At 73.6% G+C, this 13,700-nt stretch carries 13 protein-coding genes and 2 pseudogenes; 7 read left to right on the forward strand and 8 right to left on the reverse strand.

Annotated elements, in window-relative coordinates; translation table 11 throughout:
• Nucleotides 1–21: 21 nt before the first annotated feature.
• Nucleotides 22–1,218 (reverse strand): CoA transferase, encoded by a 1,197-nt coding sequence (locus ABZ810_RS33665; protein ID WP_358410166.1) that lies wholly within the window; start codon nt 1,216–1,218, stop codon nt 22–24.
• 85 nt (nt 1,219–1,303) lie between these two features.
• Between ABZ810_RS33665 and ABZ810_RS33670 the strand changes: the two genes are divergently transcribed.
• The gene (locus tag ABZ810_RS33670) at nt 1,304–2,191 is read left to right on the forward strand and encodes a hydroxymethylglutaryl-CoA lyase (protein ID WP_358410167.1); all 888 of its coding nucleotides are present in this window, start codon (nt 1,304–1,306) and stop codon (nt 2,189–2,191) included.
• Nucleotides 2,192–2,266: 75 nt separating this feature from the next.
• On the opposite strand, the gene ABZ810_RS33675 is transcribed toward ABZ810_RS33670, so the two are convergent.
• The 3 genes from ABZ810_RS33675 to ABZ810_RS33685 all read right to left on the reverse strand — a co-directional run bounded on the left by ABZ810_RS33675 (nt 2,267) and on the right by ABZ810_RS33685 (nt 3,801).
• Entirely contained in the window at nt 2,267–2,908 is a 642-nt protein-coding gene (locus tag ABZ810_RS33675) for a hypothetical protein (RefSeq protein ID WP_358410169.1), read from the reverse strand.
• A 111-nt stretch (nt 2,909–3,019) separates the two neighbouring features.
• Nucleotides 3,020–3,472 (reverse strand): hypothetical protein, encoded by a 453-nt coding sequence (locus ABZ810_RS33680; protein ID WP_358410171.1) that lies wholly within the window; start codon nt 3,470–3,472, stop codon nt 3,020–3,022.
• A 116-nt stretch (nt 3,473–3,588) separates the two neighbouring features.
• Nucleotides 3,589–3,801: a hypothetical protein gene (locus ABZ810_RS33685; protein ID WP_358410172.1), complete on the reverse strand. Its 213-nt coding sequence runs from the start codon at nt 3,799–3,801 to the stop codon at nt 3,589–3,591.
• A 129-nt stretch (nt 3,802–3,930) separates the two neighbouring features.
• Here ABZ810_RS33685 and ABZ810_RS33690 point away from each other — a divergent pair, with 129 nt between their 5' ends.
• Complete coding sequence (locus ABZ810_RS33690) at nt 3,931–4,728, forward strand: hypothetical protein (protein ID WP_358410174.1); 798 nt, start codon at nt 3,931–3,933, stop codon at nt 4,726–4,728.
• A gap of 123 nt (nt 4,729–4,851) precedes the next feature.
• Nucleotides 4,852–6,855 (forward strand): hypothetical protein, encoded by a 2,004-nt coding sequence (locus tag ABZ810_RS33695; protein WP_358410176.1) that lies wholly within the window; start codon nt 4,852–4,854, stop codon nt 6,853–6,855.
• 20 nt (nt 6,856–6,875) lie between these two features.
• Here the strand turns inward: ABZ810_RS33695 and ABZ810_RS33700 are convergent, their stop codons facing one another.
• The gene (locus tag ABZ810_RS33700; protein ID WP_358410178.1) at nt 6,876–8,333 is read right to left on the reverse strand and encodes a sulfatase; all 1,458 of its coding nucleotides are present in this window, start codon (nt 8,331–8,333) and stop codon (nt 6,876–6,878) included.
• A 247-nt stretch (nt 8,334–8,580) separates the two neighbouring features.
• On the opposite strand from ABZ810_RS33700, the pseudogene ABZ810_RS33705 reads away from it, so the two are divergent.
• Nucleotides 8,581–8,829, forward strand: a pseudogene (locus ABZ810_RS33705) (carbohydrate-binding protein); the annotation flags it as partial.
• On the opposite strand, the gene ABZ810_RS33710 reads toward ABZ810_RS33705, so the two are convergent.
• Complete coding sequence (locus ABZ810_RS33710) at nt 8,793–8,960, reverse strand: hypothetical protein (protein ID WP_358410384.1); 168 nt, start codon at nt 8,958–8,960, stop codon at nt 8,793–8,795. The pseudogene ABZ810_RS33705 and the gene ABZ810_RS33710 sit on opposite strands and share 37 nt — an antisense overlap.
• A gap of 61 nt (nt 8,961–9,021) precedes the next feature.
• On the opposite strand from ABZ810_RS33710, the pseudogene ABZ810_RS33715 reads away from it, so the two are divergent.
• The 3 genes and pseudogenes from ABZ810_RS33715 to ABZ810_RS33725 form a co-directional block, all read left to right on the forward strand.
• A pseudogene (locus ABZ810_RS33715) lies at nt 9,022–9,924 on the forward strand (chitinase); the annotation flags it as partial.
• Nucleotides 9,925–10,065: 141 nt separating this feature from the next.
• Nucleotides 10,066–11,004 carry a DUF6454 family protein gene (locus ABZ810_RS33720; protein ID WP_358410386.1) on the forward strand — a complete coding sequence of 313 codons (939 nt, stop codon included), beginning with the start codon at nt 10,066–10,068 and terminating at the stop codon, nt 11,002–11,004.
• 50 nt (nt 11,005–11,054) lie between these two features.
• On the forward strand, nt 11,055–11,459 hold the full coding sequence (locus ABZ810_RS33725; RefSeq protein WP_358410179.1) for a hypothetical protein: 405 nt from the start codon (nt 11,055–11,057) through the stop codon (nt 11,457–11,459).
• Here the strand turns inward: ABZ810_RS33725 and ABZ810_RS33730 are convergent.
• Both ABZ810_RS33730 and ABZ810_RS33735 read right to left on the reverse strand, forming a co-directional pair.
• Nucleotides 11,456–12,721, reverse strand: coding sequence for a dihydrolipoamide acetyltransferase family protein (locus ABZ810_RS33730; protein ID WP_358410180.1), 1,266 nt, complete (start codon nt 12,719–12,721; stop codon nt 11,456–11,458). The two genes, ABZ810_RS33725 and ABZ810_RS33730, sit on opposite strands and share 4 nt — an antisense overlap.
• Nucleotides 12,721–13,698 carry an alpha-ketoacid dehydrogenase subunit beta gene (locus ABZ810_RS33735; protein WP_358410181.1) on the reverse strand — a complete coding sequence of 326 codons (978 nt, stop codon included), beginning with the start codon at nt 13,696–13,698 and terminating at the stop codon, nt 12,721–12,723. Before ABZ810_RS33735 ends, ABZ810_RS33730 begins: the two co-directional genes overlap by 1 nt.
• Nucleotides 13,699–13,700: the final 2 nt, after the last annotated feature.

Raw genomic sequence — 13,700 nt, forward strand, 5'->3', positions numbered from 1 at the left:
ACCCGATGGCGGGGCGGCGGGTCAGATGGTGCCGTCGGCGGCAAGCCGCGCGGCCTCGGCCTCACTCAGCCCGAGCACCCCGCGGTAGATCTCGTCGTTGTGCTGTCCCAGCGCGGGCCCGAGGGACCGCACCGCGCCCGGCGTGCCGGACAGCTTGGGCACCACGTTCTGCATGGGGAAGTCGCCGAACTCCGGATGCGCCATCCGGATGATCGCCTCGCGGGCGCGGTAGTGCGGGTCGCTCAGCATGTCCTTGGCCCGGTAGGTGAGCCCCGCCGGGATGCCGTTCTCGTGGAGCGTGCCGAGCAGCTCCTCGGGGTCGTGCCCGGCGGTCCAGGCACCGATGATCTCGTCCAGCTCGTCGGCGTTCGCGCCGCGCGACCCGTGCGTGGCGAACCGTTCGTCGGCCGCCAGCTCGGGCCGGCCCATGACCTCGGCCAGCCGCTGCCAGATGGTGTCGCGGTTGGCGGCGATGAGGACCGGGCCGTCCTTGGTGGGGTAGACGTTGCTCGGCGCCACGTTGGGCAGCACCGAGCCGGTGCGCTCGCGCTGGTAGCCCGCGATCTCCCACTCCGGGACGAGCGACTCCATCATCGCGAACACCGCCTCGTACAGCGCCGAGTCGACGATCTGCCCGCGTCCCGTGCGGTTGCGGGCGTGCAGGGCGACCAGGGTGCCGAGCGCCGCGAACATCCCGGCCAGCTCGTCGCCCAGCGAGATGCCGGTGCGCGACGGCGGCTTGTCGGGGTCGCCGGTGACGTAGCGGATGCCGCCCATGGCCTCGCCGATCGAGCCGAAGCCCGCGCGCGGGGCGTACGGGCCGCTCTGGCCGTAGCCGGTGACCCGGGTGATGATCAGGCCGGGGTTGTCCGCCCAGAGGGTCTCGGGCGACAGGCCCCAGCGTTCGAGGGTGCCGGGGCGGAAGTTCTCGACCAGCACGTCGGCCTCGGCGAGGATCCGGCGGGCGAGGGCCTGGCCCTCGGGGGTCCGCAGGTTGAGCGTCACCGACTTCTTGTTGCGCGCCAGGATCGGCCACCACAACGACTGGCCGTGCGGCTTCTCCCGGCCCCACTCGCGCATCGGGTCGCCGCCGCCCGGCGGCTCGAGCTTGATGACCTCGGCGCCGAAGTCGCCGAGGAGCTGCCCGCAGAACGGGCCGGCCAGCAGCTGGCCCATCTCGACGACGCGGAGGTCGCTCAGGGGGGTGTCGGTGGTCATTCAGTCGTCCTCGTACCATCCGGAGAGCTTGTGTTGCATGCAATATAAGGCATAATTGAGGTCAGTTCTACACGTGGGGGTCCAATTGCATACAACAATCATTGAGGTCGGCCCCCGGGACGGTCTGCAGAACGAAGACACGATCCTCTCGGCGGACGACAAGATCGAGTTCATCCGGAGGTCCGTCGAGGCGGGCACCACGCGCGTCGAGGCCGTCAGCTTCGTCAACCCCAAGCGCGTCCCGCAGATGGCCGACGCCGAGGAGGTCATGGCGGGGGTGCCGCGCACGCCCGGCGTCTCCTACATCGGCCTGGTCCTCAACCGGCGCGGCCTCGACCGGGCGCTCGCCGCCGCGGTGGACGAGGTGAACGTCGTCGTCGTGGCGACCGACACCTTCTGCGTGCGCAACCAGGGCTGCACGACCGACGAGGCCCTGGACGCCTGGGACGCCATCGCCAAGGACGCCTCCGGGGTCCCGCTGAGCATGACGATCGCCGCCGCGTTCGGCTGCCCCTTCGAGGGGGAGACGCCGGTCGCACGGGTCGCCGAGATCGCGCGCCGCGCGTACGAGGCGGGCGCCGCCGAGATCGCGCTCGCCGACACCATCGGCGTGGGAGTCCCGGGCCAGGTCCGCGAGCTGACCCGGCGGGTCAGGGAGGCGGCCCCCGGCGTGCCGCTGCGCTTCCACTTCCACAACACGCGCAACACCGGCTACGCCAACGCGATCGCCGCCGTGGAAGAGGGGGTCACCGTGCTGGACGCCAGCACGGGCGGCTTCGGAGGCTGCCCCTTCGCGCCCGCCGCGACCGGCAACATCGCCACCGAGGACCTGCTCTACGCGCTCCACAGGATGGGATACACCACCGGCCTGTCCCTCACCGACGTGGCGGAGACCGGAGCGTGGCTGGGGGAGAGGCTCGGCAAGCCGGCCCCGGCGCTGCTGGGCCGGGCCGGCCCCTTCCCCTCGTCCTGAGGGCGCCGCCCGGGCATGCCGCGGCCCTGCCGGGCGAGCCGGAGATCTCGCCGGCAGGGCCGCGGACGGCTCAGGTCAGGCCTGGCGTGACGCCCTGCGGCGCCGCACGCCCTCCAGGGCCAGGATCGTCACCGCCGCCGTCGTCGCGCCCTGCGCCCGGTGCGAACGGGCGAGCCGCCGCCCCTGGGTCGCCGTCGACGCGGCCGCGGCCTGCATGGCGTCGCTGGACCGCACGGTCTCGCCGACGCCGGTCGCCAGATCGCGCAGCTGCCCGCCGGCGTCCGCCGCCAGCTTCTCGCCCGCGCGCAGCCGGTCCCCGGCGTTCGAGGCCAGCTCGCCCGTCCGGGCGGCCAGGTCACCCGTGCGGGCGGCCAGGTCACCGGCGTGCAGGCGGTCGGCGGTCTGGGCGGCCAGCTGCCCGGCCGAATGGCGGGCGCGCTCCCAGCGCGTCCTCTTCGCCGCGCGCCGCCGCAGCCACACCAGCACGATCGCGCCGCCCGCGGCGACCACGACCGTGCCCACCGTCCCGGTCAGCGGAGCGTTGCGCCGCGCTGCCGACGCGGCCTCGCGGGTCTTGTCCTTCAGCCGTTCGGCCTCGGTGTGCGCCCGGCTCTTGAGGTCGGCCTCGGCGAGGTCCGCCACCGTCCCGCCGAACTCATCCCGGGTCTCGGCGATCTCGTTGTCGACGTCGCCGCTCCGGTCCGTCTCGCCCCTCATCGCTGCGCCCTTTCGTGGTCTCGGCTTGAACTGGGCTCGTTCCCCGTGGTCAAGACCTAAACACCGGCGGCGCGCGAGCGGCGGACGGCGGGGCGGGCTAGCGGGGGCGGGCTAGCGGGGGCGGGCGCCCTTCTCCCAGCCCTCGGCGCAGGCGGCCATGAAGGCGCTGCGCCCGGCGGGGAACTTGCCGCCCTCGTCCACGCCCTGCCGGTACGACGCCGCGCAGAAGTTCTTCGGGGCGTTGTTGCCCATGGTGGCGCGCATTCCGGCGGCCATCTGGACCATCGTCCGGAACGTGTAGCGCTTGCCGTCCGGGTCGATCATCACGATCTCCCGGCTGTTGCTGATCTTGGGCGCCGAGGGCCAGGAGGGGGACGCGGCCGGCGGCCGGGCCGCCGGTGTCGTGGGCGCGGCCGCCGGGCTGGACGGCGTGCCCGGAGCGGCCGGCGCGGCGGTGCTCGCCGACGGGGCGGGCGAGGCGCTCTTCGTGTCGCCGTCGCCGTCGCAGGCGGCGGCGCCGAGGGCCAGGCCGAGAGCCAACGCGATCATCGGCGTCTTCGTCACGGGTCAGCTCCGGGGGGGGGCAGGAGGGCGGATACGCGGTCGGACCATAACAGAACGTTCCATACCGGCAAGCTCTCTGCCGCCGGACCCGCCGCCGCGCCCCCGCCCGAGCCGCCCTAGTCGAGGCCGAGCCGGCGCCTCAGCCGCCGGCGTTCGTCCTCCAGCGTCTCGATCGTCGCGGCGTGCTGCTCGCGCGCCGCCATGTCCTGAGCCGCGTCGCCGGAGTCCTGCGGCTCGTCGGTCGGCGGCCCGATCTCCCGGCGCAGCACCCCCAGCGTGCGCTCGATCTCCGCGAGCCGTTCCGCGGCCTGGTCGTCCTCGGTGCTCATGGCTTCCCCCTCGTCCCTGACCTGCCCTGATCCGCCGTTCCCGAACCCGGCGGCGGGTCGTACCGCCCGATCGAGATCGACATCTGGAAACGTGGGTAGGAGACCGGAAAAGACGGGGGTTCGGCCGGCATGGCAGTGACGAAGAAGGACCGGAAGGCGGCGCTTCCCGCGCCGGGGGCGCCCGGCGACGAGGTGCCGGCGGACTTCGCCCGCGCCTGGATCGAGTTCGCCGATCCGGCCGACGAGGACCAGGTCTTCCGCTGCGACCTGACCTGGCTGACCTCGCGCTGGAACTGCCTGTTCGCGCGCGGCTGCCAGGGCATCGTGCCGGGCCGGGCGAGCGACGGCTGCTGCTCGCTGGGGGCGCACTTCTCCGACGAGGACGACCAGGCGCGGGTCGTCGCGCACGCCGCCCGCCTCACGCCCGAGACCTGGCAGTTCCACGCCGCCGGAGCGCGCAACGGGGTCGTCAAGTCCGCCCGCGACGGCGAACGGCAGACCCGCCTGGTGGACGGCGCCTGCATCTTCCTCAACCGCCCCGGCTTCCCCGGCGGCGAGGGGTGCGCCCTGCACGCCCTCGCCCTGCGCGAGGGCCGCGAGCCGCTGGAGCTCAAGCCGGACGTGTGCTGGCAGCTCCCCATCCGCCGCACCTACGACTGGATCGACCGCCCCGACGGCACCCGGGTCCTCCAGATGACGATCGGCGAGTACGACCGCCGCGCCTGGGGGAGCGGCGGCCACGACCTGCACTGGTGGTGCACCGGGGCCAGGTCCGCGCACGGCGCCGGGGACCCCGTCTACGTCTCCTACCGGCCGGAGCTGATCGAGCTGATGGGCCGCCCCGGCTACGACGTCCTGGCCGGGCACTGCGAGACGCGCCTGACCGGGGCGCTGGCGCTGGCGCCGCACCCGGCCGACCCCGCCTGATCGGACCGGAGGCGGCGGGCCCCGTCCATGGCCGGCCGGGGCGAAGTCGCGCATGCGCCCGCGCCGCCACTTCGGGAAGCGTACGATCCGTGACGAGATGATCGCGCGACGAAGCGAGGGGTCATGGACGAGGCCGTCGAGAGCGTCGAGGGGAACCTGCCGGACGAGCTGCCCAGCTTCGTGGGCCGCGCGCGGGAGATGTCGGAGCTCGACGACGCCCTGCGGGCCTCGCGGCTGGTCACCCTGGCAGGGGTGGCGGGCGTCGGCAAGACGCGGCTGGCGCTCCAGGCCGGCCGGCAGGCCGTCGAGCGGTTCCCCGACGGGGTGTGGCTGGTGCCGCTCTCACCGGTGCGCGACGGCGGCCTGGTGCCGCACGCCATCGGGCTGTCGATGAAGGTCCGCGACCAGACGGCGCGGCCGATGATCACCCTGCTGATCGAGCACCTCGCCGACCGCGAGTGCCTCATCGTCCTCGACACCTGCGAGCACCTGGTGGACGACTGCGGGCCGCTGGTCGTGACGCTGCTCCAGGCCTGCCCGGGGGTGCGGATGCTGGCCACCAGCCGGCAGTCCCTGCGCGTCGGCCACGAGGTCGTGGTCGAGGTGGGCCCGCTGCCCACGGCGGCGGGGGGCGACGCGGCGGCGCTGTTCGTCGAGCGTGCCCGCGAGCACGACCCGGCGTTCGGGCTGAGCGAGACCGACGAGGCCGCCGTCCGCGACCTGTGCGACCGGCTCGACGGGCTGCCGCTCGCGCTCGAGCTCGCCGCCGCGCAGGTGGGCGAGCGCACGGTGGCCGACCTCGCCGAGCGCCCCGACCCGCGCGCCGGCTTCGACGTTCCGCCCGGCTCCGCCGTGCTGGCCCCGCACGGCGGGTTGTGGACGGCGATGGGCTGGAGCCACGAGCTCTGCACGCCCGCGGAGAAGCTGCTGTGGGCCAGGGCGTCGGTGTTCGCCGGGAGCTTCTCGGCCGGCGCGGCGCAGCAGGTCTGCGAGGGCGGGCCGCTCGACGACGTCCCGCGCACGCTCGCCCGGCTCCTGGCCAAGTCCGTCGTGGTGGCCGAGGGCGACCGCTACCGGTTCCTCGACGGCATGCGCGAGTACGGCGCGTTCTGGCTCCGCGAGCTGGGCGAGACCCGCGAGTCGCTCGGGCGGCACCGCGACCGCTATCTGGCCATGGCCCGCGAGGCGTTCCCCGAATGGACGCGCTCGGGTCAGGCGGCGTGGTACCGCGCCCTGTCCGAGGACTTCCCCGAGGTCCGCCTGGCGATGGAGACGTGCCTGGCCGAGCCCGGCCCGGCGGCCGTCGAGCTGTCCGGCGCCCTGTGGTTCTTCTGGTTCTCCTGCGAGTACGAACGCGAGGGCCGCGGCTACCTCGAACGCGCCCTCGACAACGACCCCACCCCCGGCCCCCTGCGCGTCCGCGCGGCCTGGGCGCTCGGCTGCGTGATGATGGCCCAGGGCGACCCCGAGGGCCTCGAACGCTGCATCCGGGAATGCCGGTCGGCCGCGCCCGACCCGGACGGGACGCGCGCCGCCGACTACATCGAGAGCACCGACTGGGCCATGGGCGGGCGCCCCGACCTGGCCCTCGAACGGCTCACGTCGATCGTCTCCAGCCCCTGGCGCGACGGCGTCCAGGAGGCGGTCTGGCTGCTGGCCAGGGCGGCCCTGGTCTTCGCCCGCCTCGCCATGGGCGACCACGGCACCGCCACCAGGATGGCCGAGGAGCTCCGCGTCGACGGCCTGGTCCGCGGCGAGTTCAAGTTCCAGTCGTGGGGCCACTACATCCACTCCCTGGTCAGCCTGTCCTCCGGCGACCACGCCACGGCGGCCGACCACGCCGACGCGGCGTTCCGGGGCAGCAAGGAGATCGAGGACAGCTCCAACATGGCGCTCGCGCTGGAGTCGCTCGCGCTCGCCACCAGCGGCCAGGGCGACCACGAACGCGCCGCCGTCCTGCTCGGCATCAGCCACCGCCTCTGGCACCCCGACGGAGGCCGGGCCCGCTTCACCACGCCCGAGCTGGCCGCCGCCCGCGCGGCCTGCGAAGACCGGATCGTCGCCGCCATCGGCCAGAAGTCCCGCGACGCCTGCTTCGCGACGGGCCTGCGCTCCGCCTGGCCCTAGGGCGCGTCTGCGCCGGGCGGTCAGCGGCGGCAGGTGCCGCCCTTGCACTTCTCCAGGTCGTGCAGCCGTTTCTGGAGCTCCTTCAGGCGTGCCGGGGGAAGCGAGCCGACGGTGTTGGTGAGCTGGTGGGGGTCGGTCGTGATGTCGTAGTACTCGCGCTGCCCGCCCGCGTACTCCACGTACAGCTCGTTCGGCGTCCGGATCGCCTCGTAGCTCGGCGGGTTGCCGCTGGCCGGGGCCTGCCGGTCGGGGTCCGCGGCGGCGTTGTCGGGGCCGTGGTGCTCGATGAGGACGCCGCCGCGCGGCGGCGAGAGCGCCCCGCCCTTCAGGACGGGCACGAGGGACCTTCCGTCGACCGAGGCGGGGATCGGTGCGCCGCCGAGCTGCTGGAAGGTGGGGCACAGGTCGGTGTTCTGGGTGAGGCCCCGATGCGTCCTGCCCGCCGGCACGCCCGGGCCGGTCACCACGAGCGGGACCCTGACGTCGGTGTCGAAGGCGGTCTGCTTGCCCGACATGAGCCGGTGCTCGCCCAGGTGGAAGCCGTTGTCGGAGGTGAAGACGACGTAGGTGTCGCGGTCGGTCCCGGTGGCCTTCAGCGTCGCCTGGACGCGGGCGAGGAGGTCGTCCACGGCCTGCACCGACTGCGCGCGCTTGCGGAACACCCGGTCGATCCGCTGGATCTGCCGCGGCTTCAGCTTCGGGTGGTCCTTCAGCCAGGCGGGCTTGTCGGACAGGTCGGCCTCGTTGAAGGCGGGCGTGCGCGGTGCCTTGAGGCCGGGGAAGGCGTCCTTGTCGCGCGGGGCGGGCGTGAACGGGCCGTGCGGCGCGAACGTGGCGATCTCCAGCATGAACGGCTGCCCGGCCGCCGCAGACCGCCTGATGAAGTCGGTGCCCTTCCGCGCGAGGACGTCGGTCATGTAGTCCTCGGGCCTGCTCCCGTACCGCACCTGGCGGCCGTTCTCGTTCAGCGTGTAGTCGTACCCCCGGTAGCCGTCGCCCGCGACGGCCCACTCGCTCCAGCCGGGCTGCACCGGGTCGGCGGGCTGGTAGCCGTTCATGTACTTGCCCATCATCGCCGTGCGGTAGCCGGTCTTCTGGAGCGCGGTGGCGAAGGTGTCCCGCTGGTTCCCGCGGGCGTTGAACGTCGCGTACCCGCCGTCCCGGCCCTGGTTGGTGAACACGCCGGTGTTGTGCGGGTAGCGGCCGGTGAGGATCGTGGCGCGGGACGGGCAGCACAGCGAGTCGGTGACGAAGTAGTCGGCGAACGTCATGCCCTGGCCCCGCATGCGCTTCACCTGGGGCATGTACGGCACGAGGTTGGGCGCCAGGTCGTCGGTGAGCACGAAGACGATGTTCGGTCTCGTCCCGGCCGCGCCGTTTCGCTGCTCTACCCGGCTTCCCGTGCCGCTGCACGAGGACAGGGCCAGCACCGCGGCGACCAGCACCGCGACCGGCCGGACCGGCGGACGACCTCGCATGGGAGCCTCTTTCTCCGACGACGAAGTGGGGGGTACAACGCTGGGTGCCCGAGCTTGGAAAGCCCTCCACGCCTCCTGAGAGGACCCTGGCAGTTGCCGGATGATTTCCGGGGTTTTCGTGGCCCGGGGCTCGCGGTTACCCTGGGGCTGCTTTCCCGCCGTCGTACGGTCCTGCGCGGAGCGGTTCTGCGGAACCGCCTGGCTATGCGTCGGCTCCTCCGCCGTTCCCGTTAGCTGAGGAGCTTCGATGCTCGTGAAGTACAAGCACTGGCTCGCCGCGCTCGTGGCCGCCTTCGCGGTGGCGACGTTGTCGCTCGGCGCGCTGGTGGCCTTCTCCCCGCCCGCCGCGTCCCTGGTCCCGTGCGCCTTCCACGCGTGGGCCGAGGGCGCCGCCTACACCGCGGGCACCAAGGTGACCTACAACGCCCGCGGCTACGAGGCGCTGGTCACCCACACCGCTCACCCCGGCGCGGGCTGGACGCCCGCCACCACACCGGCGTTGTGGCGCGACCTCGGCGCCTGCGACGGCACCCAGCCGCCGACCACGCCTCCGGCCACGCCTCCGACAACGCCGCCGACAACGCCGCCGACAACGCCGCCCACCACGCCTCCGACCACACCGCCCACGGGTGAGGAGACCTGTGCGGTCAAGTCCAGGCCGGCGGGCAAGGTCCTCCAGGGTTACTGGGAGAACTGGGACGGCGCGAGCAACGGCGTGCACCCGCCGTTCGGTTGGACGCCGATCACCGATCCGCGCATCGGGCGGCACGGCTACAACGTGATCAACGCCGCGTTCCCCGTGATCCGCTCCGACGGCACCGTGCTCTGGGAGGACGGGATGGACGCGACCGTCAAGGTCGCGACGCCCGCCGAGATGTGCGCGGCGAAGGTCGCGGGCGCCACCATCCTGATGTCGATCGGCGGCGCGACCGCCGGGATCGACCTGAGCTCCAGCACGGTCGCCGACCGGTTCGTCGCGACCGTGGTGCCGATCCTCAAGCGTTACAACTTCGACGGCATCGACATCGACATCGAGACCGGCCTCACCGGCAGCGGGAACATCGGCACGCTGTCGGCCTCGCAGGCCAACCTGATCCGCATCATCGACGGCGTGCTCGCACAGATGCCGTCCAACTTCGGGCTCACCATGGCGCCGGAGACGGCGTACGTCACCGGCGGAAGCGTCACCTACGGCTCGATCTGGGGCGCCTACCTGCCGATCGTGAAGAAGTACGCCGACAACGGCCGGCTGTGGTGGCTCAACATGCAGTACTACAACGGCAGCATGTACGGCTGCTCGGGCGACTCCTACTCCGCCGGGACCGTCCAGGGCTTCACCGCCCAGACCGACTGCCTCGACCGGGGCCTGGTCATCCAGGGCACCACCATCCGGGTGCCGTACGACAAGCAGGTGCCGGGCCTGCCCGCCCAGCCGGGCGCGGGCGGCGGCCACATGTCCCCGAGCCTGGTCGCCCAGGCCTGGAACCACTACAACGGTGCGCTGAAGGGGCTGATGACCTGGTCCATCAACTGGGACGGCTCCAAGAACTGGACGTTCGGCGACAACGTCCGCGCCCTCCAGGGGCGCTAGCACGACCGGGCCCGGCCGCCTCGGCGGCCGGGCCCGCCGCACGTTCACCGGAAGGCCACCGGTCGCTCACCCGCGCCGGCCCGCGGGCTGGTTGGCTGACCGGGCCGTTCCCGGTCCTGGGTGAGGAGAAGGTACGTGACGATGGTGCGATGGGCGGTCCCGGCGGCCGTGCTGACGATGGCGCTGGGCCTGTCGGCCGACGTGGGCGCCGCCTCCCGCAAGCCCGATCCCGTGGTGACGGCCGTCCAGTCCCTGGACCGCAACGCCAGGTGGACCGTGACCCGCCGGCTCGACCTGGCGTTCCCCACCCACCATCCGCAGGGGCTCGCCCGGGTGGGCGACCGCCTCTACCTCTCCAGCGTCGAGGTGACCGAGCCTCCGGTCCGCTACCCGGCCCCGGTGGACGGCTACGACCGGAGCCCGGGCAAGGGCCGCGGCCATCTCTTCGAGCTGGACCTGTCCGGCCGCCTGCTCCGCCAGATCACGCTGGGGGAGGGGACGATGTACCACCCGGGCGGCATCGACTTCGACGGCCGCGACCTGTGGGTCCCGGTCGCCGAGTACCGCCCGAACTCCCGGTCGATCGTCTATCGCGTCGACCCGCGCTCGCTGCGCGCCTCCGAGGCGTTCCGGTTCAAGGACCACGTCGGCGGCGTCGTGCGGGACCGCCGGACGGGACACGTCCACGGCGTCTCGTGGGGGTCGCGCCGCCTGTTCGAGTGGACCGAACGCGGCGCGCCGCTGCGGCGCGGCCCGAACGAGAGCCACTACATCGACTACCAGGACTGCGCCGCGGCCGGGCCGGGCAAGGCGGTGTGCACCGGGCTCACCGAATACCCGGTCGCGACCGGCGGCCGGTTCGACCTCGGCGGCATCGCCGTGGTCGACCTCCGCACCGGCGCCGTGGGGCACGAGGTGCCGGTGACCGCGCTCTCCCCGAACGGGCACGTGGTCACCCGCAACCCGGTGCACCTGGAGGCCGATGGCGGCACGCTGCGGATGTGGGCCGCGCCCGACGACGGCGAGGAGCCCGGCGGCACCCGCCTCCTCGTTCTGGAGACCGTTCTCCCGCGCGGCTGAGTCCTGCGCGTCGGCTCGTCACTCCCCGTCATCGCTGCCACACTGAGCGCATGAACGACTGGGAGGAACCGGCGGGACGGCCGGAGCACGCCCCCTACGTGGCGGCCGTCGCCGCGGCGCTGTCCCGGAGCCGTGGTCTCCAGGTGCGCGGCCACGAGCACCGGACCGGCGCCTACACCGGCCGCCGGTACGCGACCGTCGAGGTGGCGTTCGGGCCGGACGTCCTGCGGCTGGAGTGGAACGACCTCGACGGCTGGCGCAACGGGCGCGACAGCGAGATGACCCGCTTCGTCGACGAGGCCGTGCCCTCGCCCGAACGTGTCACCAGGTGGGCGCTGCTGCTCTTCACCGCGCGCCATGACCTCTACGACCCCGGGCCGCCCGCCGACGACGAGCGCGACGTGCTCCGGCTCCTCGCGCGTTACGCGGGTCACCAGGCGGCCGGGGTCCGCTAGAGGTCGGCGAGCGCCTCCCTCGGGCGCTCCGCGCAGTCGGCCACGAAGCGCAGGAACGCGGCGGCGGGCGCGCCGTCGCAGACCCGGTGGTCGAACGCCAGCGACAACTGCGTGATCTTCCGTGCGGTGACCTCGCCGTCCACCACCCACGGCCGGTCGATGATCCGGCCGATGCCGAGCATGGCCGCCTGCGGGTGGTTGATGATCGGTGCGGAGCCGTCGACGCCGAACACGCCGTAGTTGTTGAGCGTGAACGTGCCCGCCGTCAGGTCGGCCACCCCCAGCGAGCCGGCCCGCGCGGCGCCGGTCAGCCGGGTGATCGCCGACTGGAGTCCGCGGGCGCTCAGCCGGTGGGCGTCGCGGACGACCGGAGCGACCAGGCCGTGGTCGGACTGGACGGCGACCGCCAGGTTGACGGCGTCGAACCGGACGATCTCACCGGCCGTCGTGTCGACGCGGCTGTTGAGCTCGGGGTGCAGGGACAGGCCGGCGGTGACGAAGCGGGCGAAGAGCGCGAGGACGCCCACCGGCTCGCGCCGCCCGTCCGCGTTGATCTCCTCCCGCAGGTCGAGCAGGGCGGTGGCGTCGACGTCGACCCAGGTCGTCGCCTCGGGGATCTCGCGGCGGCTGCGGGTGAACGCCTCGGCCGCGGCCCGGCGGGCACCGCGCAGCGGGACGCGCTCGCGAACGGGCGCCGGCTCGCCGCGGGCGGGCGTGGGCGGTGGCTCCGGTGCCGCGGCGCCCTCGATCGCGCGCTGGACGTCGGCCCTGGTGATGAGGTGGTCCGGGCCGGTCCCGCGGAGCCCGGCCAGGTCGACGCCGTTGTCGCGGGCCAGCTTCCGGACCACGGGCGACATCGTCCTCGGCCGGGGACCCCTGGGGGCGGCCGGGGCCCGGCGGGCGGTGCGGCGGCGGCGCCGGGTCCCGGCGCGGGCGGTGCCGTAGCCGACCAGGACGTTGCCCGAGCCCGCGCGTTCCTCCTCCATGTACCGGGCGGCGGCCGGCCCGAGCCCCGGGCCGGGCGGCTCGCCGATCACGACCAGGACCGAGCCGACGGCCACGACGTCGCCCTCCGCCGCGTTGAGCGCCGCCACGACGCCCGCGAACGGGACCGGCAGCTCCATCACGGCCTTGGCGGTCTCGACCTCGACCACGGGCTGGTCGACCTCGACGGTGTCGCCCGCCGCCACCAGCCACCGGACGATCTCCGCCTCGGTGAGGCCCTCGCCCAGGTCGGGCAGCACGAACTCGCGCGGGGCCATCAGTCCTCCCACTGGAGGGTCGCGACCGCGTCCAGGATCCGGTCGGCGCTCGGCAGGTGGTGGTGCTCGAGCTTGGGCGGGGGATAGGGGATGTCGAAGCCGGTGACCCGCCGTACCGGTGCCTCCAGCGAATGGAAGCAACGTTCGGAGACGCGCGCCGCGATCTCGGCCGACACCCCGGCGAAGCCCTGCGCCTCGGCGACCACCACGGCACGGCCGGTCCTGGCGACGCTGGCCATGACGGTCTCGTCGTCGAACGGGACGATCGTCCGCAGGTCGACGACCTCCAGGCTCCAGCCCTCCTCGACCGCCCGCGCGGCGGCCTCCAGCGCGACCGGCACGGCGGGCCCGTACGCGACGAGCGTGGCGTCGGTCCCGGCGCGGCGCACCGCGGCGCGGCCGAACGGCTCGGCCCGCGCGGGCAGCACGGTCTCCTCCTTGGCGAAGTACAGCCGCTTGGGCTCCATGAAGATCACCGGGTCGGGCGCGTCGATCGCCTCGCGCAGCAGGCTGTAGGCGTCGGCCGGCGTCGCGGGCGTGACGACGGTCAGCCCCGGGGTGTGCGCGTAGTAGGCCTCCGACGAGTCGCAGTGGTGCTCGACGCCGCCGATCCCGCCCGCGTAGGGCACGCGGATCACCATCGGCAGCGTGATCGCGCCGCGCGTGCGGTTGCGCATCTTGGCGACGTGGCTGGCGATCTGCTCGAACGCGGGATAGGCGAACGCGTCGAACTGCATCTCCACCACCGGGCGCAGCCCGTTCATCGCCATCCCGACCGCCATGCCGACGATGCCCGACTCGGCCAGCGGGGTGTCGAAGCAGCGCGACTCGCCGAACGTCGCGGTCAGGCCGTCGGTGACGCGGAAGACGCCGCCGAGCGCGCCGACGTCCTCGCCGAACACCACGACCCGCTCGTCCTCCTTCAGCGCGTCCGCGAGGGCGGTGTTGATCGCCTGGGCCATGGTGACGGCGGCCATCG

Origin of the sequence: Spirillospora sp. NPDC047279 (assembly GCF_040643285.1) — a bacterium.
Classification (GTDB): domain Bacteria; phylum Actinomycetota; class Actinomycetes; order Streptosporangiales; family Streptosporangiaceae; genus Spirillospora.